Here is a 21,739-nt window from a genome sequence, read left to right on the forward strand (position 1 = left end):
CCCAGCCTAGGCGGCGCTACCTTGGACGGGCACTACACCGAAGGAGTCCCACGCCATGGAGCACCGTCCCACAGCCGCCTGGCTGACCGAGGCCGCCGGCGCCGCCCAACACCAGGGGCCGGGGAATCTGCTCCGCGTCGTACTGGTCGTGATGATCCTGGGCTGTGTGCTCACCGCGTGGTTCCTGCTACGGGGCTACAAGCGGAAGGACGACTGAGCCGTCGCGAAGGTTCCCGACGGTTCCCGAAGGTTCCCGAAGGTTCCCGATGGCGGAGTCGGCGTGATCGCCGCCGAGCCGCCCGCTTACGATGGGCCGACGTCTTTATTCCGCCCACACCGGATAGGTCCTGCCGAAGATGAGCCTTCACAGCGCCGCTGCCCAGCTAGTCACCCTCGCCGCCGAGGGCGAGGAGCACGGTGGCAACCACGAGAGCCTCAACCCGTTGGTCACCGGCGGCAGCGCTTTCCTCATCCTGCTGCTTCTGCTGTGGATCACCACCCGTTTCAACCGCGACCGCTGAGACGCCACGTGTTCACCGACGGGCACTCCGGCATAGCGGGGCGCTCCGGGCATCCGTCGGCCGGGGCTCTCAGGTCGGGCCGGTAGGGTCTGCACGCATGGGAGAGCAGGACATGCCTATCGGCCCTATCGGCCCGTCGAACCCCGGCAAGCGCCGCCTCGGCGTCATGGGCGGGACGTTCGATCCGATCCACCACGGACACCTCGTGGCGGCCAGTGAGGTCGCCGCGCAGTTCCACCTGGACGAGGTCGTGTTCGTGCCGACCGGGCAGCCGTGGCAGAAGACCCACCGCAGCGTCTCCCCGGCCGAGGACCGCTACCTGATGACGGTCATCGCGACCGCCGAGAACCCGCAGTTCTCGGTCAGCCGTATCGACATCGACCGCGGCGGCCCCACCTACACCGTGGACACCCTGCGCGACCTGCGGTCCCTCAACCCCACCGCCGACCTCTTCTTCATCACCGGTGCCGACGCCCTCGGCCAGATCCTGACCTGGCGCGACAGCGAGGAACTGTTCTCCCTCGCGCACTTCGTCGGGGTCACCCGGCCGGGCCATGTCCTGTCCGACCAGGGCCTCCCCGAGGGCGGCGTCTCGCTCGTCGAGGTCCCCGCGCTCGCCATCTCCTCCACGGACTGCCGCGCGAGAGTCGCCAAGGGCGACCCCGTCTGGTACCTGGTGCCCGACGGGGTCGTGCGCTACATCGACAAGCGCGAGCTGTACCGCGGCGAGTGAGCCGAGAGGGGTACCGGTGAACGACCGATACGACGCGGGGTACGGAGCCGACCAGTACGAACTCGTCGGCTACGACGAGTACGGGCAGCCCGTCTACCAGCAGATCCCGCCCCAACAGCTCCCGCAACAGGCCTACGACCCGTACGGGCGACAGGGCGGGCAGACGTACCAGGGCCAGGGGCAGAGCCATGACCAAGGTCAGGGCCAAGGGCTCGGCCAGGGCCAGGGCCAGGGCCAGCAGGGCTATGGCTACGACCCGTACGCCACGGGCGGGCAGCAGCAGTCGTCGCCGTCCGCCTACGGCGCGTACGACACCGGTCGGCAGCCGCCCACCCCCGCGTACGACCCCTACGGGAACGCCCCGCAGGCCCCGTACGACACCCACGGGCAGACCGCCTACATCCCGCAACAGGCCGGCCCGGTCGAGGAGAGCGGCACCACCTCCGACTCCGCGTCCGGTGACGCGGCGGAGGCTGAGGGGCAAGAGGGGCAACGGGACTACAAGACCGAGCAGTTCGCGTTCGTGGAGGAGCCCGACGGCGACTCCGAGGACGTCATCGACTGGCTGAACTTCACCGAGAACCGCACCGAGCGCCGCGAGGAGGCCAAGCGGCGCGCGCGTGGCCGTATGGTCGCCCTCGTCGTGGTCCTGGCGGTGTTCGCGGTCGGCGGAGTCGGCTACCTCTGGTACGCCGGGAAGCTGCCCGGCCTGTCGTCGTCCTCCAACTCCGGCACCGGCACCACGGCCGCCACCGCTGCCCAGAAGCGTGACGTGGTCGTCGTCCACCTGCACGACACGGCCGGCGGCGGCACCGCCACGGCGCTGCTCGTCGACAACACCACCACCAAGCAGGGCACCACGGTCCTGCTGCCCAACTCCCTCGTCCTCACGGACCAGGACGGCACCACGACGACCCTCGCCAAGTCCGTCGACGACGACGGCTCGGCCGGCACGCGCGACGCCCTGGACACCGTCCTCGGCACGCAGATCCAGGGCACCTGGCGCCTCGACACCCCCTACCTGCAGAACCTCGTCGACCTCGTCGGCAACATCGAGGTCGACACCGACACGGCCGTGCCCGCGCCCGACGCCAAGAAGGGCGAGGCCCCGCTCGTCACCAAGGGGGAGGGCCAGACCCTCAGCGGCAAGATGGCCGTCGGCTACGCCACCTACCGCGCCCCGGGCGAGGCCCAGAACGCCCAGTTGGAGCGGTTCGGCCAGGTCATGCAGGGCGTGCTGCGCAAGGTGTCGTCCGACGCGCAGGGCGCCACCGTCACCGTCCAGACGCTGGCGCAGATCCTCGACCCCTCGCTGACCGACAAGGACCTCGGCGCCTTCCTCGCCAAACTCGCCGACCTCGCCAAGGGCGGCGACTACAAGACCGCCCTGCTGCCCGTCCAGACCGACGGCACCCTCAGCGCCGAGGCGAGCGCGAGCGTCGTCAAGAACGTCCTCGGCGGCACCGCGAAGAGCCCCGACAAGGACGCGGCCGTCAGCGTCTCCGTCCAGAACGCCAGCGGCACCAAGGCCAGGACCGAGGACGCGCGCGTGGTGCTCCTCAACGGCGGCTTCACCTTCCTGGAGGGCGGCACCCCGTCGGGCACGAAGGCCACCTCCCAGGTGCTCTACGCGGACGCCGCCGACAAGGAGAACGCCGCCCAGGTCGCCAAGACCCTGGGCCTGGACGCCGGCGCGGTGAAGAAGGGCACGGTCTCCGGGAGCGCGGACGTGGCGGTCGTCCTGGGGGAGGACTACAAGCCTTCCTCTTCGGGATGAACCGAGGGGTGAGCTGAGCGATCCGGGCGATCCCCTCATGACGTGGGGTGCCGTCGGCGGGCCGTGAGACCCTTGAGGACAAAAGTCCGCCGACGGAAAGCCTTGTAGTGACCGCCACTGACCGCTCCATCGAGCTCATCACCGCCGCCGCACAGGCGGCCGCCGACAAGCTCGCGCACGACATCATCGCCTACGACGTCAGCGACGTGCTGTCTATCACGGACGCCTTCCTGCTGGCCTCCGCGCCCAACGACCGCCAGGTCAAGTCGATCGTCGACGAGATCGAGGAGCGCCTCCAGAAGGAGCTCGGCGTCAAGCCGGTACGCCGCGAGGGCGACCGCGACGCCCGCTGGATCCTGCTCGACTACGTCGACATCGTCGTCCACGTCCAGCACAGCGAGGAGCGCGTCTTCTACGCCCTGGAGCGGCTCTGGAAGGACTGCCCCGAGCTGGAGCTGCCCGCCGACGCCAAGGCCACCCGCGGCAAGGCCCAGGAGCACGCCAAGCTGCAGGCCGAGGAGGACGACGCCGCCGAGTTCGGGGAGCTGCGGTGAGTGGCCCCGCCGAGGCGGTCGCCGACCGCGCGGCGGGCCGTGGCCGCCGTGTCATCCTCTGGCGGCACGGCCAGACCGCCTGGAACGTGGAGCGCCGCTTCCAGGGCACGACGGACGTCGAGCTGACCGAGACCGGCGTGGCCCAGGCCCGCCGCGCCGCTCGGCTGCTCGCCTCCCTCCAGCCCGACGCCATCGTCGCCTCGGACCTGTCACGGGCGGCGAACACGGCCGCCGAGCTCGCCGCGCTCACCGGCCTGACGGTGACTCACGACGAAGGGCTGCGCGAGACGTACGCGGGCGTGTGGCAGGGGCTGACGCACGACGAGATCATCGCCCGCCACGGCGACGAGTACACCGCGTGGAAGCGCGGTGAGCCGGTCCGTCGCGGCGGCGGCGAGCTGGAGACCGAGGTCGCCGACCGCGCCGCCCCCGTGGTGCTGCGGCACGCCGAGAAGCTGCCCGAGGACGGCACGCTCGTCGTCGTCAGCCACGGCGGCACCATCCGCACCACCATCGGCCGGCTCCTCGGCCTGGAGGCGCACAACTGGGAGAGCCTTGGCGGGCTCTCCAACTGCTGCTGGTCCGTGCTCGGCGTGGGCGCCCGGGGCTGGCGGCTGCTCGAGCACAACGCCGGCACCCTGCCCGAGCCGGTGCTCGGCGACGACGACTGACCGCCGCGCGGCGGCCGGGACCCGGATTTCACTTTCCGGCAGGTCGCAGGCTAAAGTTCTTCTTGTTCGCCCCGCCGAGCGGGAAGAACGCAAGGGGCTATAGCTCAGTTGGTAGAGCGCCTGCATGGCATGCAGGAGGTCAGGAGTTCAATTCTCCTTAGCTCCACAGAACGGCCGGTCGGTAGAGATCGGTTCACGAAGATCCCGCCCCTCAGGGGGCGGGATTTTTTGTCGCCCGCCACCGCTCGCGAGCGCCGGGGCCGGGGCGCTCGGTGTCGCTCGGCGCTCCGCCTCTCCCGGCGGCGGGGTTCGGTGTGGCCCCCTCGGCGCACTGTTCTCTCACCGGCTTGAGTCACTTGGGGCACCGGAGGCGTATACCTCTTCGGAAGCGCTTCTCACATGCATGTTCGCGCTCGCTACGACAGCTCTCCTCGGTGCCGTGTCCGGACTGGTACTGAGGCGTCGCTGACCGTATTGGTCCGGCCGTGGCAGAATCAAACGGCCGGAAGGGGGCGCGGCCCGACGGGAGGGAGTAGCGATGCCTGCGAGCATCCTCGGAGAGGTCGGCCACCTCTCCGAAGCGGCGTTGACACGGGACAAGGCCACCCGGCTCGACTGCCCCTCCTGCGGTTCCGCCCACGTGGCCCAAGTGCTCGGCGACAACGGCGGGATTTCCTACGTGTGCACGGCCTGCGGCCACTGCTGGAGCTGATCGATGGGTGCACACAGGCGAAAGTGCGACTGGTGCGGCAGCGGCACCCCGATCGTCCGTGACATGGAGCCGGTCAACCCCGACTACCAGTACTGGTGCGAGGAATGCGCGCGGGCGCTGATCATAAAAGGCGACCCGATCGAGACGTACCGCGAACTGGAGGGCGAGCCGATCTACGGGCGGCTCCTCGAGGAGCACTGCACGCTCAAACGGTTCTATTCGTTCGTCACCGCCTGACCTTGCGTATCGGGTGAAATCGGGCATGGCGGAAACGATTTGGTGGTCCACGGCAGGGACCGGTAATGTTGGCGTCGCCGCCGGGGAAGCCCGGTGGAACACCGCAAGGGGCTATAGCTCAGTTGGTAGAGCGCCTGCATGGCATGCAGGAGGTCAGGAGTTCAATTCTCCTTAGCTCCACAGCAGATCCCGCCGGATCGGATTCGATCCGGCGGGATCTTTTTGCGTTCCTGGGGGCTGGGCAAAGGAAAACGGGCCGCCTGTTCTCAGGCGGCCCCTTTCGTCTCGTCGTCTCGTCCTTCGTCGTCTCGTCGTCGTACTCGCTCAGCGGCCCAGGGCGCGGCGGCCGCGGCCCTGGGAGACGACCGGGAGGTTGCGGGCGGGTGCCTGCGCGCGCGTGTCCTCCTCGACGCGCAGGGCCAGCGCCGGGCAGCGCCGCACCGCGCGCAGCGCCTTCGCCTCCGCGTTCTGCGGCACCTTCGCCTGCGCCACCGTCGGGAAGCCGTCCGCGCCGAGCTGGAAGACCTCCGGGAGGATGTCCGCGCACAGACCGTGCCCACGGCACAGCGTCCAGTCGACGAAGATCTTCTGACGGCTCGAGCCGCTGTCCTGCGGCTCGATGCCGCTCGTGATGGCCTTCGGGGCCATACCGGCCTCGAAGAGCGGCAGAACGCCCTCCACGGGCCGTCCGCAGCCGTTTCCGAGGACATGGGCGGCCAGGTCGTCGGTGAACGCCTTGACGGTCGACTCCAGGAACATCGCGGAGCCGTCCGGGTGCGAGCACGCGCCGCGCCGCTTGACGTTCTTGGCGACCTGCTTGAGCGCCTCCAGGGCGGCCGGGCCGCCGCCGTTGAGGATGTCCTCCATGCCGCGCGCGGCGGCCGGCAGACCGAGGTAGCAGGGGCCGCACTGGCCGGCGCTCTCGTCGGCCAGCCACTGCGCCACCCGCAGCGACTCGCCCAGCGGGCAGGTCTCCTGACTGATCGGCATGATCGCGCCGGCGCCGAGTGCCCCGCCCACCGCGTCCAGCGAGTTGCGGGAGACGATCGCCTCGTTGACCGTCGCCGCGTCGATCCACTTGCCGTGGTAACCACCCGTCAGCACGCCCTGGGGCACCGGAGGGGCGCCGGCGAGCTGAAGGACGTAGCGCAGCGGTACGCCGGTGGGGACCTCGATCACCATCGGGCGGGCGACGGCGCCGGAGACCGTCAGCATGACGGTGCCCGGCTCGTCGTAGAGGCCGGTGTTGCCGTAGCGCTCCGGGCCGATGCGGGCGGCGATGGCCAGTTGGGCGAACGTCTCGGCGTTGGACAGCAGGGTGGGCGCGCCGCCGACGCCGTTCTGCGAGGCGCTGACCTTGCGGCCGGGCGGGATCGGCGGGCCGCCGTCGATGGAGCGGATCAGCGACGCGGCGGCGCCGGTGACCATGCGGATCGGGTTGCGCTGCACGAACGCCTTCAGCGCCGAACGGCGGCCGTTGCTCAGGCCGCGTTCGGCGAGCGCGGCCTCCATGGAGCGCTGGGTCGATTCACGGGTGACCCCCACCACGAGCGTGCGGGCACCCAGCGCCTCCGCGACCAGCAGCGCGCCGTCCAGGATGAGGTGCGGGGCACGGTTGATGAGCACCGTGTCCTTGCGGCAGGCCGGCTCGTCCTCACTGCCGTTGACGACGACAACTGGCCGTACACCGCGCTTGATCGCGGCCTCGGCGACCGAGCGCAGCTTCTTGTGGAAGGGGAAGCCCGCGCCGCCGCGGCCCTTCAGGTTGATGTTCTCGGAGAGCTTCGCGAGGGCCTCTCCGCCCAGGGGTTCGAGCGGCCCGTGCACCTTCAGGTGCATGGGCAGGTCGAGTCTCTCGACAAGGTCGAAGCCCGACGTGAGCTGCGGAAGGCCGACCACGCGGACTTCTGGGACGTCGGGCAGGGCCTCGTTCACCTATAGCCTCCGGAAGGCGTGTTCCAAGGTTCGCCCGAACCCGGTGCGTCGAAGGACGCGCCGGGCGATGGTTCATTGGCGGGACCGCTGTTGTACGTGTCGTTCTGGTTGTACGTGTTGTAGGCGGGGTTCGTCTCACCCGTGTCGTACACGTCACGTCCGCCGTACCCCGGGTTGCCCGAATTGCCATAGACCGGGATGTTGAATCCCGTGTCCTGGAGCGGGTCGTAGGCCGACGGGGGCGCTTCGCCGACCGGCGGCGGGGACGGCACCGGCCAGGTGCCCGAGGTGCTGCCGCCGGTGTCGACCCGCTGGATCGCCTCCGTGGCCTGCATGTCGAACTGCATGTTCATCCGCGCGGTCTGGTCGGCCGCGAAGGGCTGCTGCGGGCCGCGCGGCGGCGTGTTGACGGCCCGGTAGGCGGCCGCGAAGCCGTTGGCGGGCTCCGGGGTGGCGGGGGTGTCGTACAGCGGCGACGCCGACGGTGGCGCCATCCGCGTGGAGCTCATCGTGTCGGTCAGCGGCGAGCGGCCCGAGCGGCCCTCGTAGCCGGGCAGCGCGGACGATCCGGTCTCCGTCACGCGCGCGCGTGACGCCTCGAGGCCGTCCATGGCCGACCGGTCCTCGCCGCCGCCCAGGATCGCGCCGAACCGGTCGGCGACCTGGCGCTTGAACGGGCGCGGCGCGGCGCGCAGGGCGAGGGCGGCCATGACGCCCAGCAGGCACAGGCTGTACAGGATCGTGAAGATCGGCTTGGCCTGGCGGCCCGCGTAGAGGCCGTGCACGAGTGCGGCGCACCAGGCGGGGTAGGCGAGCATGTGCATGGCGCGCCAGCGGGCGGCGACCTCGGCCGGCGCGGCGAAGTTGCTGCGCAGGGCGCCCGTGATGCCGACGAAGATCATCAGCAGGCCGGCCACGGAGCCGAGGCCGATGAGGCCGCCGGTTCCGGTGATGCCCAGGGAGAACGGGATGATCGCGGCGATGAGCTTGGTGTGGTCCAGCGCGATCTTCGTGGTGATGTGCAGCAGCAGGAACGCGATCGAGGCGACCGCCGTCGTCCGGTGCACCGCTTGGCCGATGATCCGCTGGCGGGTGTTGAGGAAGATCCGGTCCTGTGCGACCAGGCCCCAGATCACCGAGCAACTGAGCGAGACGAGGGACAGCACACCCGCGCCGAAGTTCAGGAAGGCTTGGAACTGGTCGCCTCCGACCAGCACGACCACGGGTATGAGGAGGAGGACGGCAGCCGTCGCCGCCCCATAGGCCGACCGGCCGGGCTTGGGGAGCGAGCTGTTACTACGACGAGGGTTCATGGGGGCAACTCCGAGCAGTTTCGGGAAAGCGGTCCCGCTGCCGAACTCTAAGTGGCTCCATACCGGTGGGTACGAGGTTTGAGTTATTGCGTTGTTATGAAACGACAAAGTGGCTGGTGTGATGTCCCTTAGTGACTGTTACGCGAAGTAACTCTTGACCTTTATTCAGTTCCGGTTGGCCCGTTCTGGCCGCAGCAACGTTGTCGCGACCATGCATACGTAAGCGCGTCGCGGCGTGCTCAAGGCCTGCGGTACCCTAGCGCCATGCGTGCTGTACGCCTTCTGCTTAGCGAGCCGCGCTGATCAGTCCCGACCGCCGGTGAACGGACGGTTCGGAATCGGCGCGGCGTCCCCTCCTGTGCGAGGGGATTTTTCGTTTCCTGGACGACAGGCCGGACGCCAAGCCGCTGGCAGAGACGATCGATGGAGCTTTGAGGACCATGAGCGAGACGAACCCCGCTGCCGCCGCTGTCCCGGCGGAGGCAGCGCCGCACCGCTACACGGCGGCCATGGCCGCCGAGATCGAAGCACGCTGGCAGGACTTCTGGGACGCCGAGGGCACGTACGCGGCCCCCAACCCCAAGGGTGACCTGGCCGGTGACCCCGAGCTGGTCGCCCGCCCCAAGAAGTTCATCATGGACATGTTCCCCTACCCCTCCGGTGCGGGCCTGCACGTCGGCCACCCTCTGGGCTACATCGCGACCGACGTCTTCGCGCGCTTCCAGCGGATGACCGGCCACAACGTCCTGCACACCCTGGGCTTCGACGCGTTCGGCCTGCCCGCCGAGCAGTATGCCGTGCAGACCGGCACACACCCGCGCGTGTCCACCGAGGCCAACATCGAGAACATGAAGGTCCAGCTCCGCCGGCTGGGTCTGGGCCACGACAGGCGCCGGTCGTTCGCCACGATCGACCCGGAGTACTACAAGTGGACCCAGTGGATCTTCCTGCAGATCTTCAACTCCTGGTACGACGACGAGGCGGACAAGGCCCGTCCGATCGCCGAGCTGGTCGCCCAGTTCGAGTCCGGTGACCGCGCCGTACCGGGGCACACGCGCGCGTGGCACGAACTGACCGCCACCGAGCGCGCCGACGTCCTGAGCGAGTTCCGCCTGGCCTACGCCTCCGACGCGCCGGTCAACTGGTGCCCCGGCCTGGGCACCGTGCTGGCCAACGAGGAAGTCACCGCCGACGGCCGCTCCGAGCGCGGCAACTACCCCGTCTTCAAGGCCAAGCTGCGCCAGTGGAACATGCGCATCACCGCCTACGCGGACCGCCTGCTGGACGATCTGGACGCGCTGGACTGGCCCGAGGCCATCAAGCTGCAGCAGCGCAACTGGATCGGCCGCTCCGAGGGCGCCCGCGTCCACTTCGCGGTGGACGGCGAGCGCATCACGGTTTTCACGACGCGCCCCGACACCCTGTTCGGCGCGAGCTACATGGTGCTGGCGCCCGAACACCCGCTGGTCGACAAGTTCACCCCGGCCGCCTGGCCCGAGGGCGCGCACGACGTCTGGACCGGCGGCCACGCGACCCCGGCCGAGGCCGTCGCCGCGTACCGCGCGCAGGCCGCCTCGAAGTCCGACGTCGAGCGCCAGGCCGAGGCCAAGGACAAGACCGGCGTCTTCACCGGCGTGTACGCGACCAACCCGGTCAACGGCGACCAGATCCCCGTCTTCATCTCCGACTACGTCCTGATGGGGTACGGCACCGGCGCGATCATGGCCGTCCCGTGCGGCGACCAGCGCGACTTCGAGTTCGCGCGCGCCTTCGAGCTGCCGATCCACTGCATCGTCGAACCGACCGACGGCCGCGGCACTGACACCTCGACGTGGGAGAACGCCTTCGGGGCCCACGACGCGAAGATCATCAACTCGTCGAACGACGAGATCAGCCTGGACGGCATGAGCGTCGTCGACGCCAAGGCCCGCATCACCGAGTGGCTGGCCCGCAAGGGCATCGGCGAGGGCACCGTCAACTTCCGGCTGCGCGACTGGCTGTTCAGCCGCCAGCGCTACTGGGGCGAGCCCTTCCCGATCGTCTACGACGAGGACGGCGTCGCCCACTCCCTGCCCGAGTCGATGCTGCCGCTGGAGCTGCCGGAGGTCGAGGACTACTCGCCGCGCACCTTCGACCCGGACGACGCGGACACCTCCCCGGAGACGCCCCTGTCCCGCAACGGCGACTGGGTCCACGTCACCCTGGACCTGGGCGACGGCCGCGGCCCGCAGAAGTACCGGCGCGAGACCAACACCATGCCCAACTGGGCCGGTTCCTGCTGGTACGAGCTGCGCTACCTGGACCCGCACAACAGCGAGAAGCTGGTCGACCCGGAGATCGAGCAGTACTGGATGGGCCCGCGCGCGGGGCAGCCGCACGGCGGCGTCGACCTGTACGTCGGCGGCGCCGAGCACGCCGTGCTGCACCTGCTGTACGCGCGCTTCTGGTCCAAGGTCCTGTTCGACCTGGGGCACGTCTCCTCCGTGGAGCCGTTCCACAAGCTGTTCAACCAGGGCATGATCCAGGCCTACGTCTACCGTGACAGCCGTGGCATCGCGGTGCCGGCCGCCGAGGTCGAGGAGCGCGACGGCGCGTACTTCTACCAGGGCGAGAAGGTCTCCCGGCTGCTGGGCAAGATGGGCAAGTCCCTGAAGAACGCGGTCACTCCGGACGAGATCTGCGCCGAGTACGGGGCGGACACGCTGCGCCTGTACGAGATGGCGATGGGCCCGCTGGACGTCTCGCGGCCCTGGGACACGCGCGCGGTGGTGGGCCAGTACCGGCTGCTGCAGCGGCTGTGGCGCATCGTCGTCGACGAGGCCACCGGCGAGGTGACCGTGGTCGACGTCGAGGACGCCGACATCGACGTGGCCACCCTGCGCGCCCTGCACAAGGCGATCGACGGGGTGCGCCAGGACCTGGAGGGCCTGCGCTTCAACACCGCCATCGCCAAGATCACCGAGCTGAACAACCACCTGACCAAGGTGGGCGGCGCGGTGCCGCGCTCCGTCGCCGAGGCCCTGGTGCTGCTGGTCGCCCCGCTGGCCCCGCACATCGCCGAGGAACTGTGGCGCAAGCTGGGCCACACCGACTCGGTCGTCCACCAGGACCTGCCGGTCGCCGACCCGGCGTACGTCGTGGACGAGAGCGTGACCTGCGTCGTGCAGATCAAGGGCAAGGTCAAGGCGCGCCTGGAGGTGTCCCCGGCCATCTCCGACGAGGAGCTGGAGAAGGTGGCGCTGGCCGACGAGGCCGTGGTCAGCGCGCTGGGCGGGGCCGGGATCCGCAAGGTGATCGTGCGCGCGCCGAAGCTGGTGAACATCGTTCCGGCATGATCGGCGGGGGCCGTGAGAGCGGCTCCGGGTAGTCCCCTACGGGCAGGTTCGGGGTTCTTCTGGAACTCCGGGCCTGCCCGCGTCGTTTACGGTTTTAAGTGAGGCGTGCCGGGTGCGGCGCCGGATCTGTCGTGGCGGGCCGAAGGAGGAGCTGGTGGAAGCAGTGATCACAGTCGTCGCCCTGCTCTTCGTGCTGTTCCTGGCGCTCGGCGCCTACGCCACGGTGAAGGTGGTCGGAGCCGCCAAGCGAGGCGTCGACCGCACCATCACCCAGGCCCGGCGCACGGTCGAGGACCACACCCTGCGGGCCAAGTCCTTCGCCCAGCCCGGACCGGCCGGCGAGATCGCCCAGTTGCGGCTCAAGCTGCGCACGTCGATGCGGGCCACGCAGGAGGCGCTGCACGCGGGCGTCGCCGAGGACGAATCCCTCAGGGAGTCCCTCGCCCTGTTCCAGCGGCTCAGCGCACACGGGCATGAACTGGACGACGAACTCAAGCGCCTGGAGTCCGAGCCGAACCGCGCGAAGGCCGCGGAGCGGCTGCCCTCGCTGCGGGAGCGCACCGAGCGCATCACGGCTTCGGCGGACTCCCTGCGCTGGGCGGCCCGGGACCGCGCCCACCGCTTCGCCACCGACGACCTCGACACCCTCAGCGCGCAGATAGACGTCGAGGCCGGTGCCCTGCGGCACTGGACCACGGCGGACTCGACGCCGGGTTCCGCGGCGGATTCCACGCCCGGGTCCACGTCGGGCTCTGACCGGACACCGCCTCCGTGGCCCGAGGCACCGGCCGCCGACAGCGCGGCGACCGGACAGACCTGGCCGGAGACCCCCGGTACCCGCACTCCGGAGACCCCGGGCGAGCCGAGCCGGGCCGCCATCACCCCGCCGGCACCGCGACCGACCTACCCTTGGCAGAAGAAGCGGCGGCCTGAGAGCACTACCTGAGGTATGCGGGTCAGCCCGCTGCCTGGTGCCTGGTGGTGTATTCGATTCGGTCAAGGGCGGACCGGCTGTGAGGGGCCGGGCTGCCGCGCGGGGGCTACGGCAGGTAACCTCCAGATCATGTCCCGCCATGTCGCGATCGTCACGGATTCAACGGCCTACTTGCCGCAGCGGACGATGGAGCGTCATGGCATCACCAGGGTGCCCCTGACCGTCGTCCTCGGCGATGAGGCTCTTGAAGAGGGCACCGAGATCTCGACCCGGTCCCTGGCCCAGGCACTGCAGAAGCGACGCCCCGTCACCACCTCGCGGCCGAGCCCCCAGCTCTTCGCGGAGACGTACCGCAAGGTCGCCGAGTCCGGTGCCACCGGCATCGTCTCCCTCCACCTCTCCGCCGAGTTGTCCGGCACGTACGACGCGGCGGTCGTCGCGGCGCGTGAGGCGCCGGTGCCGGTGCGGGTGGTGGACACCGGCATGGTCGCGATGGCGCTCGGCTTCTGCGCGCTCGCGGCTGCCGAGGCCGCCGAGACGGGCGGCACGGTCGACGAGGCGGTCACCGCGGCGGAGAAGCGGGCCGCGGGCACCTCCGCCTACTTCTACGTCGACACCCTGGACTATCTGCGCCGCGGCGGCCGGATCGGCGCCGCCCAGGCCCTGTTGGGCTCGGCGCTCGCGGTGAAGCCGCTGCTTCAGTTGGACGGGGGGCGCATCGACCTCCTGGAGAAGGTGCGGACGGCGTCGAAGGCGATTGCCCGCCTGGAGGAGCTGGTGGCCGAGCGGGCGGGCAGCGCGCCGGTCGACATCGCCGTGCACCATCTCGCCGCCCCCGACCGGGCGTCGGCCCTTGCGGATCGTCTGCGGTCACGGGTGCCGGGGCTCGTCGACCTGCATGTGAGCGAGGTCGGTGCGGTGATCGGGGCGCATACCGGGCCGGGGTTGCTGGGCGTGGTGGTCTCGCCGCGCTGAGGGGTTCTTGGGTGCGGGTGCGGGTGCGGGTGCGGGTGCCGGGTGCCGGGTGTTGGATTCCGGGTGTTGGATCCTGGGTTCCCTCACTCGTGTGGGTGGCGGAGTTATCCACAACTGGGCGGTAATCCCCGGAAATTGAGCAAGATCATCGCGGTTCGGTGAAGTGTCCGATGCTCGTCGCATGGCACTTCGATCACGCTCACGCAGCACGAACGCGACCAGCGGCCCCGGCCGGTTTCCCGGCTCGGACGGCCGCTCCCACCGTCTCCGTCCACCTGGCGCCGGCCGGGCCGGACACCGGCATGCCTCGGCGGAGGAAGTCCGTCGTCGGGCGCGGGTGTTGTTCGCCGAGCGGGAACGAGAACGGGAGGACGAGCGGGAACGGGACCGGGAGCGGCGGGAGTTGGGGATGGGGCCGCCGGGTGGGGGTGACGGGGGTGGTGGGGTCGGTGGGGCGGGTGAGCGGCGGGTCGACGTCGGTGTGGGTGTCGATGTGGACGTCGATGGCGACTTCGAACTTGGCCCGGGCCACGGCCTCGGTGAGGATCGTGAGGGGAAGTCTGCTCGTGCCGCCGGGGCCTGGCAGGAGCGGGCGGGGCTGGCTCTGCGGGAGCGGATGCCGGTGTGGTTGCAGGCGCGCTGCGGCCTGGAACGCAGGAGCGTGCTCGCGCTCACGGTGCTGCTGCTCGCCGCCGCTGCCTTCGCCGTACAGCACTTCTGGGTCGGCCGGGCCCAGCCGGTACGGGCGCCTGAGGTGGTGCGAGCCGCGGCCCCTTTCGAAGCGGGTGAGCAGAGCCGGGGTGCCGAACCCCCCGGTTCCGTCGGCCCGCCGGGTATGGGGAGCACCGCCGGGCCCGAGATCGTGGTGGACGTCAGTGGCAAGGTGCGGAAGCCCGGGATTCACCGCCTTCCCGCTGGTTCACGGGTGGTCGACGCGTTGGGCGCGGCCGGTGGAGTGCGGCCGGGGACCAACACCGACGGTCTCAATCGCGCCCGCTTCCTTGTGGACGGGGAGCAGGTCGTGGTCGGCGGCCCCGCGCCGGGCGGGGCTGCTGGTACGGGTGCGGGAACGGGGACAGTGGGTTCGGCCGGTGCCGGCGTGGGGGCTGGGCCGCCGGTTCCTGTGTCTCTCAACACGGCCACCGTGGATCAACTCGACACCTTGCCCGGTGTGGGGCCCGTGTTGGCGCAGCACATCGTCGACTACCGCGCGCAGCACGGCGGTTTCCGGTCGGTGGACGAACTGCGCGAGGTCAACGGCATCGGCGAGCGGCGCTTCGCCGACCTGCGGAACCTCGTGCGGCCATGAGGAGCGGGGGCAGCGAACACGCTGCGGCCGTCGATGTTCGGGCCGCGTCTGGTTCCGGTGTCCGGCAAGCCGTGCACGCGGCTTCCGGGAGGCGTCTGGGGGATGCGAACCCGCGTCAGGAAGGGCCGGTGGACCTACGGCTCGTACTGCCCGCGCTCGCGGCCTGGGCGACGGCGGCGCTGACGTTGGACGCGCCGCCGGGGCTGGTCGGCGGCATCGTGATCGTCTGCCTGATGACCGCCGGTGCTCTGCTGATCGTGGGGCGTGGCATGGGCGGCTTGCGGTCTTTCGGTGATCGGCCCGGTGATCGGCCCGGCGTTCCGCCCGGTGGTGGCCGGAAGGTCTGGGCCCGTGTCACCGTCGCCGCCTCGTTGCTCTGTGTGGCCGCGGCTGCCGCGTCGGCCGGGTTGCACGGGGCCGATCTGCGTCGGGGGCCGGTGCCGACGTTGGCACGGGAGTACGCGAACGTCACCGCCGAGGTCGAGATCACCTCCGACCCGCGGCTCACCCGGCCCCGTGTCAGAGGCGACCACGTGACCCCGGACTCCGTCCTGATCAACGCGGAGGTGCGAAGTGTCGTAGGGGCGGCCGGGACCACGGGGACGACCGGGACGGCGGTGGCCACGCGCACCCCGGTGCTGGTGGTCGTGGACGTCGGGTCGAGCGGGGGCGCGGGTGGGCGGCGTGCGGCGCTCAGCGGGAGGAAGCGGGAGCCGTTCGGGGGCGGGGCGTGGCTGGGGTTGTTGCCGTCGGCTCGGGTGCGGGTGAGCGGGCGGTTGGTGCCTGCGTTGGCCGGTGGGGACCGGATCGCGGCTGTGTTGCGGGTGCGGGATCGCGCGGTGCCGTCGGTCGTGCGGGAACCGTCGGCTGCGCAGCGGTTGGCGGGGCGGTTGCGGACCGGACTGCGGGCGGCCACCGACGGACTGTCGGCGGATGCCAGGGCGCTGTTGCCGGGGCTGGTCGTCGGGGACACCTCGCGGATCACGCCCGAGCTGGACGAGGCCTTCAAGGAGACGGATCTCGCACACACCCTCGCCGTTTCCGGGAGCAACCTCACGATCATCCTCGCCCTGCTCCTGGGCCCGCCCGGGCTGGCCCAGCATGTCGAGCGCCGCGGCCTGGCACCCCGTCTCGGCGTCCCCCTGCGAGCGACCGCGCTGCTCGGCGGAGCGCTCACGCTCGGATTCGTGGTGGTGTGCCGGCCCGACCCGAGTGTGCTGCGCGCCGCGGCCTGTGGAGCGATCGTGCTGCTCGCCCTGGCGACCGGCCGCCGCAGATCCCTCATCCCGGCGCTGGCGACAGCGGTGCTGCTGCTCGTGCTGTACGACCCGTGGCTGGCCCGGAGTTACGGGTTCCTGCTGTCCGTCCTGGCCACCGGGGCCCTGCTGACGCTGGCGCCGCGTTGGAGTGCCGCGCTGCGAAGGCGCCGGGTGCCGCCGCGGCTCGCGGAGGCGTTGGCGGCGGCGGGAGCCGCGCAGGCGCTGTGTGCGCCGGTCGTCGCCGTGCTGTCGGCGCGGGTGAGTCTGGTGGCGGTGCCCTGCAATCTGCTTGTGGAGTTCGCGGTCGCGCCGGCGACGGTGCTGGGTTTCGCGGTGCTGGCGACGGCGCCCGTGGCGATGCCGGTGGCCAAGGCGCTGGCGTGGTGCGCGAGTTGGCCGGCCGGGTGGATCGCGGGCGTGGCGCGGACCGGGGCGGCGCTGCCTGGCGGGGGAGTGGACTGGCCCGGGAGTTGGGGTGGGGCGCTGTTGCTCGCCCTTGTCACAGCCGGGGTCGTGCTGCTCGGGCGGCGCTTGTTGAGGCATCCGTGGCTGTGCGGGGTCTGCGGGGTGCTGCTTCTGCTGGCGGTGGTGCAGCCGCCGCCGCTGACTCGGGTGCTCACAGGCTGGCCGCCGCCAGGGTGGCGGCTGGCGATGTGCGATGTGGGGCAGGGCGACGCGACCGTCCTCGCGGCTGGTGAGGGAACCGGCGTGGTGGTGGACGCCGGGCCGGATCCGACGCCGGTCGACCGTTGCCTGCGCGCGCTCGGCATCACCCGGGTGCCGCTCGTCGTGCTCACCCACTTCCACGCCGACCACGTGGCCGGACTGCCGGGGGTGCTGCGGGGACGAGAGGTGGGGGCGATCGAGACGACGGGGTTCGAGGAGCCGGTGGACCAGGTGGAGTTCGTACGCAAGGAGGCCCAGGCGCGGGGCGTTCCCGTGATGCGTGCCGTGGCCGGGGAGCGGCGGCGGGTCGGTGCTCTCGACTGGGAGGTGCTGTGGCCGCCACCGCGCCCCGCGCCGGAACCGGACGGGCCGAACGACGCGAGCGTGACGCTGCTCGTGCGGTCGGCCGGGCTGCGGATGCTGCTGCTCGGCGACCTCGAACCCCCGGCCCAGCAAGCCCTGTTGCGTTCCCCGGCGGCCGCGTCGCTGCGTGGAGTGGACGTCCTCAAGGTGGCGCATCATGGGTCGGCCTATCAGGACCCGGGGCTCATACGCGTGGTGGCGCCACGGCTGGCGTTGATCTCGTGCGGCGCGGACAACCCGTACGGGCATCCCGCACCCAGCACGGTCGCGGCGCTGCGCGCGGGAGGGGCGACGGTACTGCGGACGGACCGGGACGGGGTGTTGGCGGTCGTCTCGGGCGCGGGCGGGGAGGTACGAGTGGCACGAGACTGAGGTCACGAGGTCACGAGGTCACGAGGTCACGAGGTCATGAGGTCACGAGGTCACGAGGTCATGAGGTCACGAGGTCATGAGGGGATGGTGGGCTCGTGGCAGGGGTGGGGGATGAGTTGGAGGGGGTGTCGATGGTGCGGGCCGGGTACAAGTGGTGAGGCGGGGGTGGTGATCGGAAGGGTGGATTTCGGGCACACGGGGCTACTCGTGCGTAGTACAAGCACATCTGCTGGTTTCCCGTGATGTGGGCTTGTCTTGCCTCGAATGCCGCATCGGTGATCGAATGCTTCTTCGGCAGCAGGTGGTGTCAAGTCGCACAGGGGTGTCGTGGATGTTGGGTCGTTGGCTGGAAAACCGTACGAACCGGGTGCAGCGGACGAGTCCCCTCGCTGCCGTCCATACCCCGGCGAACGCCGGAGTGTTGAGCTGCCGGGTGCTCGATCCGGTCAAGGAGCCGGTGCCGCACGCGGAGTTCGCGGTGAGCGACGCGCGGGGGCGCAAGGTCGTCAGCGGCGGCACGGATCCCTTCGGGGCGTTCATGACGACGGTGCCGGCGGGGGAGTACCGGCTCGCGGTGTCCGCCGAGGGGTACACGCCCTACCGGGTGACCGCGACGGTCGGGGAGAACGCGCTGGCCTCGCTCGGTGATGTGACGCTCCAGGTCGCGCGGCCGCCGGAGCTGCCGGCGCCGGGGGACTGGGAGATCGAGCAGACGCATTCCTCGATCGGGTTCACCGCGCGGCACATCGGGCTCGCCCGGGTCCACGGGCGGTTCAACTCGTTCGCGGGGGCGGTGCGGATCGCCGAGCGGGTGGAGCAGTCGGCGATGCATGTGGTGATCGACGCGGCGTCCATCGACACGAACGTCGGGATGCGGGACGACCATCTGCGGTCGCCGGACTTCCTGGACGTCGGGCGGTTTCCGACGCTGGAGTTCTACAGCGAGCGGTTCGTGCACAAGGGCGGCAGCCGGTGGGCCGTCACCGGGGCGCTGTCGCTGCACGGTGTGACGCGGACGGTGACGCTGGACACCGAGTATCTCGGGATCGGCAACGGCATGGGCGGCGAGGTGCGGGCGGCCTGCCGGGCGCGGACCGAACTGCACCGGGACGACTTCACCGTCAGTTGGCAGTCGATGCTGGCGCGGGGCATCGCGGTGGTCGGGCCCAGTATTCGTATCGAGTTGGACGTGCAGATCGTCCCCAAGAGTGGCCCCACGGGCTGACCCGGCGGCCCGCCGCCCTCGCGGGTGCCTGAAAATGGTCCCGTGAGTGATGTGAGACATGTGCTGGTGCTGCCCGATCGCGATGCGGCGGAGGAGGCGGCGCAGGAGCTCGGTGAGCGCTTCGGCGTGCGCGAGGAGCCGCAGATCGTCCGGGACGCGTTGGCCGGGGAGGACGACGCGGAGGACGCGCAGTGGCTCGTCCTGGTGCGCGACGAGGACGAGCGGCTGGACGCGGCGGCGCTGGACGCGTTCGCGGGCGAGTGGGAGGGCTGGCGGGAGGAGCCGTAGGGCAGCGGGCCGCTCGGGGCCGCGTTGTCAGTGGGCCGTGCCATGCTTGGCGCAATGGCCAGGAAGACTGCGAATGACGACCCTCTCGCCCCGGTGACGCTTGCCGTGGGCCAGGAGGACCTCCTGCTCGACCGTGCCGTGCAGGAGGTGGTGGCCGCCGCCCGGGCCACCGACGCCGACACGGACGTACGTGACCTGACCTCGGACCAGTTGCAGCCCGGCACGCTCGCCGAGCTGACCAGCCCGTCGCTCTTCGCGGAGCGCAAGGTCGTGGTCGTACGCAACGCGCATGACCTGTCCGCCGACACGATCAAGGACGTCAAGGCGTATCTCGGGGCGCCCGCCGAGGAGATCACGCTCGTGCTGCTGCACGCCGGCGGGGTCAAGGGCAAGGCGCTGCTGGACGCGGCACGCAAGGCGGGGGCGCGCGAGGTGGCGTGCCCGAAGATGACCAAGCCGGCCGATCGGCTGGCTTTCACGAGACAGGAGTTCCGGGCGACCGGGCGGTCCGCGACGCCCGAGGCCTGCCAGGCGCTCGTCGACGCCATCGGCAGCGATCTGCGGGAGCTGGCGTCGGCGGTGACCCAGTTGGTCGCCGACGTTGAAGGGACCATCGACGAGGCGGTCGTCGGGCGGTACTACACGGGGCGGGCCGAGGCGTCGAGCTTCACCGTCGCCGACCGGGCGGTGGAGGGGCGCGCTGCGGAGGCGCTGGAGGCGCTGCGCTGGTCGCTGGCCACCGGCGTCGCGCCGGTGCTGATCACCAGCGCGCTCGCCCAGGGCGTACGGGCCATCGGCAAGCTGTCCTCCGCGCGCGGCGGCCGGCCGGCCGACCTCGCGCGGGAGCTGGGCATGCCGCCGTGGAAGATCGACCGGGTGCGGCAGCAGATGCGGGGGTGGACGCCGGACGGCGTCTCCGTCGCGCTGCGGGCCGTCGCCGAGGCGGACGCCGGAGTGAAGGGCGGGGGCGACGACCCCGAGTACGCCCTCGAGAAGGCCGTCGTGGCGGTCGCACGGGCGGCCCGCTCCGGGGGCCGCGGATAGCAACCCGAGGGCCGCCCGGCAGCAGCCCGACAGCAACCCTTCTCGGGGCCCGGGCCCGGGCCCGGGCCCGGGCCCGGGCTCGGCACTCGGGGCTCGGGGCTCGGCGGGGCTTCCCAAGGCGGGGGCTTCCCGGCGCGGGCGGGGCGCGGCCTCCCCGGGGCTTTTCCAGGGCAAGCCTTCTCAGGGCGGGCCTCCCTGGGGCTTTTCCGGGGCAACCCTTCAGGGCGGGCCTTCCCGGGGCTCTCCGGGGCTCTTCGGGCTTCCCAGGGTGGGGGCCTTCCCGGCGCTGGCTGGGCGGGCCTCGCCGGGGCTTTTCCGGGGCAACCCTTCTCAGGGCAGGCCTCCCCGGGGCTCTCCCCGGACAACCCTTCAGGGCAGGTTTACCCCGGGCCATCAGGGCGGGCTTCCCCAGGGTTTCCGAAGGTGCCCCCCTGGTGCCCTCCTGCGAGGTGATCCGGTCGCCCCTGGGGGGTTGGTCCAGTCGCCCTTGGGAGGGGGTGATCCAGTCGCCGTTCCCCCGTCGGGGAGGAGAATCGGTCCTAGCGGCCGCACAGGGCCGACGCATGCGAAAGGTGGCGATCGACATGGCTGAACACCCGCACGCACTGCTCGTCCGTAAGGGATACGAGGCCTTCACGCGCGGAGACATGGACACTCTGCGCGGAATGATGACGGGGGACTGTACGCACCACGTGCCCGGTTCGCACTCGCTCTCCGGGGACTTCAAGGGCCTCGACGCCATCATCGACATGTACGGTCGGCTCTTCTCGGAGACGGGCGGCTCGATGCGCGTCGAGTTGCAGAACGTACTCGTCGACGGCCGCGGGCACGCGGTCTCCCTGCACCGCTTCGTCGCCGACCGCAACGGCAAGCACATCGACGACACGGGCGGCATCGTGTTCCGGATCGTCGGAGACAAGATGACCGACCTCGACGAGTGCGTCGCGGACATCGACAAGGCCAACGAGTTCTGGGCGTGAGCCCGCGCAACCCATCAGGGCATCCGGAGCATGCCGGAGGCCCCGGTGTCGCCCTTGGGAAGGGCGGCACCGGGGCCTCCGGTTCACGCTGATCAAGCTGGTGTGAGCCCGTACCCGCGTGGCGAACGCAGTCGCGCACAGGCTCGAGGGTGCCGGACGGGAGCGGAGAGAGAGGGCCCGCTGGACCCCTCCGGCGATCAGATCAGTTCAGATCAGTTGAAGAACTCACCGAAGAACTCGGCGAAGAGCTCAGCCCTTGAGGGACTCGACCTTGGAAGCAAGCGCCGACTTCTTGTTGGCGGCCTGGTTCTTGTGGATGACGCCCTTCGAGACGGCCTTGTCGAGCTGACGCGCGGCAGCGCGCTGGTACTCGGTGGCCTTCTCGACGTCACCCGCGGCAGCGGCCTCACGGGCCTTGCGGACCGCGGTCTTCAGAGACGACTTGACGGCCTTGTTGCGCAGCCGAGCCTTCTCGTTGGTCTTGTTCCGCTTGATCTGGGACTTGATGTTCGCCACGAAGTAAGCCTCTTCTATTT

20 protein-coding genes and 2 tRNA genes are annotated in these 21,739 nt (G+C 70.8%); 19 read left to right on the forward strand and 3 right to left on the reverse strand.

Annotation, left to right across the window (positions count from 1 at the left end; all coding sequences use genetic code 11):
- Positions 1 to 55: 55 nt before the first annotated feature.
- The 10 genes from BMZ82_RS40805 to BMZ82_RS21920 all read left to right on the forward strand — a co-directional run bounded on the left by BMZ82_RS40805 (position 56) and on the right by BMZ82_RS21920 (position 5,385).
- Complete coding sequence (locus BMZ82_RS40805; RefSeq protein WP_093778334.1) at positions 56 to 217, forward strand: hypothetical protein; 162 nt, start codon at positions 56 to 58, stop codon at positions 215 to 217.
- Positions 218 to 356: 139 nt separating this feature from the next.
- Positions 357 to 521 (forward strand): hypothetical protein, encoded by a 165-nt coding sequence (locus BMZ82_RS40810; RefSeq protein WP_093778336.1) that lies wholly within the window; start codon positions 357 to 359, stop codon positions 519 to 521.
- A 97-nt stretch (positions 522 to 618) separates the two neighbouring features.
- Complete coding sequence (gene nadD, locus BMZ82_RS21890; protein ID WP_093778338.1) at positions 619 to 1,254, forward strand: nicotinate-nucleotide adenylyltransferase; 636 nt, start codon at positions 619 to 621, stop codon at positions 1,252 to 1,254.
- A gap of 16 nt (positions 1,255 to 1,270) precedes the next feature.
- The gene (locus BMZ82_RS21895) at positions 1,271 to 3,031 is read left to right on the forward strand and encodes an LCP family protein (protein ID WP_093778340.1); all 1,761 of its coding nucleotides are present in this window, start codon (positions 1,271 to 1,273) and stop codon (positions 3,029 to 3,031) included.
- Between the two features lie 107 nt (positions 3,032 to 3,138).
- Positions 3,139 to 3,585: a ribosome silencing factor gene (gene rsfS / locus BMZ82_RS21900; RefSeq protein WP_093778342.1), complete on the forward strand. Its 447-nt coding sequence runs from the start codon at positions 3,139 to 3,141 to the stop codon at positions 3,583 to 3,585.
- The gene (locus BMZ82_RS21905) at positions 3,582 to 4,256 is read left to right on the forward strand and encodes a histidine phosphatase family protein (protein WP_093778344.1); all 675 of its coding nucleotides are present in this window, start codon (positions 3,582 to 3,584) and stop codon (positions 4,254 to 4,256) included. The genes rsfS and BMZ82_RS21905 overlap by 4 nt, the downstream gene beginning before the upstream one ends.
- A gap of 93 nt (positions 4,257 to 4,349) precedes the next feature.
- Positions 4,350 to 4,422, forward strand: a tRNA-Ala gene (locus BMZ82_RS21910).
- Between the two features lie 372 nt (positions 4,423 to 4,794).
- Complete coding sequence (locus tag BMZ82_RS39550; protein WP_107487679.1) at positions 4,795 to 4,968, forward strand: hypothetical protein; 174 nt, start codon at positions 4,795 to 4,797, stop codon at positions 4,966 to 4,968.
- 3 nt (positions 4,969 to 4,971) lie between these two features.
- The gene (locus tag BMZ82_RS21915) at positions 4,972 to 5,205 is read left to right on the forward strand and encodes a hypothetical protein (protein ID WP_003976229.1); all 234 of its coding nucleotides are present in this window, start codon (positions 4,972 to 4,974) and stop codon (positions 5,203 to 5,205) included.
- Between the two features lie 107 nt (positions 5,206 to 5,312).
- Positions 5,313 to 5,385: transfer RNA gene (locus BMZ82_RS21920), tRNA-Ala, on the forward strand.
- A 144-nt stretch (positions 5,386 to 5,529) separates the two neighbouring features.
- Here the strand turns inward: BMZ82_RS21920 and BMZ82_RS21925 are convergent.
- Both BMZ82_RS21925 and BMZ82_RS21930 read right to left on the reverse strand, forming a co-directional pair.
- Positions 5,530 to 7,140, reverse strand: a complete 1,611-nt coding sequence (locus BMZ82_RS21925; RefSeq protein ID WP_093778346.1) for an NADH-quinone oxidoreductase subunit NuoF family protein — start codon at positions 7,138 to 7,140, stop codon at positions 5,530 to 5,532.
- Entirely contained in the window at positions 7,137 to 8,453 is a 1,317-nt protein-coding gene (locus BMZ82_RS21930; RefSeq protein WP_093778348.1) for a hypothetical protein, read from the reverse strand. Before BMZ82_RS21930 ends, BMZ82_RS21925 begins: the two co-directional genes overlap by 4 nt.
- Positions 8,454 to 8,893: 440 nt before the next feature.
- Between BMZ82_RS21930 and leuS the strand changes: the two genes are divergently transcribed.
- The 9 genes from leuS to BMZ82_RS21975 all read left to right on the forward strand — a co-directional run bounded on the left by leuS (position 8,894) and on the right by BMZ82_RS21975 (position 21,203).
- Complete coding sequence (gene leuS, locus BMZ82_RS21935) at positions 8,894 to 11,788, forward strand: leucine--tRNA ligase (RefSeq protein ID WP_093778350.1); 2,895 nt, start codon at positions 8,894 to 8,896, stop codon at positions 11,786 to 11,788.
- Between the two features lie 154 nt (positions 11,789 to 11,942).
- Positions 11,943 to 12,734, forward strand: coding sequence for a hypothetical protein (locus tag BMZ82_RS21940; RefSeq protein ID WP_093778352.1), 792 nt, complete (start codon positions 11,943 to 11,945; stop codon positions 12,732 to 12,734).
- Positions 12,735 to 12,851: 117 nt separating this feature from the next.
- On the forward strand, positions 12,852 to 13,697 hold the full coding sequence (locus BMZ82_RS21945) for a DegV family protein (RefSeq protein ID WP_093778354.1): 846 nt from the start codon (positions 12,852 to 12,854) through the stop codon (positions 13,695 to 13,697).
- Positions 13,698 to 13,878: 181 nt separating this feature from the next.
- Positions 13,879 to 15,006: a ComEA family DNA-binding protein gene (locus BMZ82_RS21950; protein ID WP_093778356.1), complete on the forward strand. Its 1,128-nt coding sequence runs from the start codon at positions 13,879 to 13,881 to the stop codon at positions 15,004 to 15,006.
- Between the two features lie 71 nt (positions 15,007 to 15,077).
- The gene (locus BMZ82_RS21955; protein WP_093778491.1) at positions 15,078 to 17,666 is read left to right on the forward strand and encodes a ComEC/Rec2 family competence protein; all 2,589 of its coding nucleotides are present in this window, start codon (positions 15,078 to 15,080) and stop codon (positions 17,664 to 17,666) included.
- A gap of 331 nt (positions 17,667 to 17,997) precedes the next feature.
- The gene (locus BMZ82_RS21960; RefSeq protein ID WP_093778358.1) at positions 17,998 to 18,891 is read left to right on the forward strand and encodes a YceI family protein; all 894 of its coding nucleotides are present in this window, start codon (positions 17,998 to 18,000) and stop codon (positions 18,889 to 18,891) included.
- A gap of 42 nt (positions 18,892 to 18,933) precedes the next feature.
- Complete coding sequence (locus BMZ82_RS21965; RefSeq protein ID WP_093778360.1) at positions 18,934 to 19,179, forward strand: hypothetical protein; 246 nt, start codon at positions 18,934 to 18,936, stop codon at positions 19,177 to 19,179.
- Between the two features lie 54 nt (positions 19,180 to 19,233).
- The gene (gene holA, locus BMZ82_RS21970; protein ID WP_218159041.1) at positions 19,234 to 20,223 is read left to right on the forward strand and encodes a DNA polymerase III subunit delta; all 990 of its coding nucleotides are present in this window, start codon (positions 19,234 to 19,236) and stop codon (positions 20,221 to 20,223) included.
- Between the two features lie 584 nt (positions 20,224 to 20,807).
- Complete coding sequence (locus BMZ82_RS21975; protein WP_093778493.1) at positions 20,808 to 21,203, forward strand: nuclear transport factor 2 family protein; 396 nt, start codon at positions 20,808 to 20,810, stop codon at positions 21,201 to 21,203.
- Between the two features lie 249 nt (positions 21,204 to 21,452).
- On the opposite strand, the gene rpsT is transcribed toward BMZ82_RS21975, so the two are convergent.
- Positions 21,453 to 21,719, reverse strand: coding sequence for a 30S ribosomal protein S20 (gene rpsT, locus BMZ82_RS21980; RefSeq protein WP_093778364.1), 267 nt, complete (start codon positions 21,717 to 21,719; stop codon positions 21,453 to 21,455).
- Positions 21,720 to 21,739 lie beyond the last annotated feature (20 nt).

This window comes from Streptomyces sp. yr375, assembly GCF_900110755.1.
GTDB lineage: Bacteria > Actinomycetota > Actinomycetes > Streptomycetales > Streptomycetaceae > Streptomyces.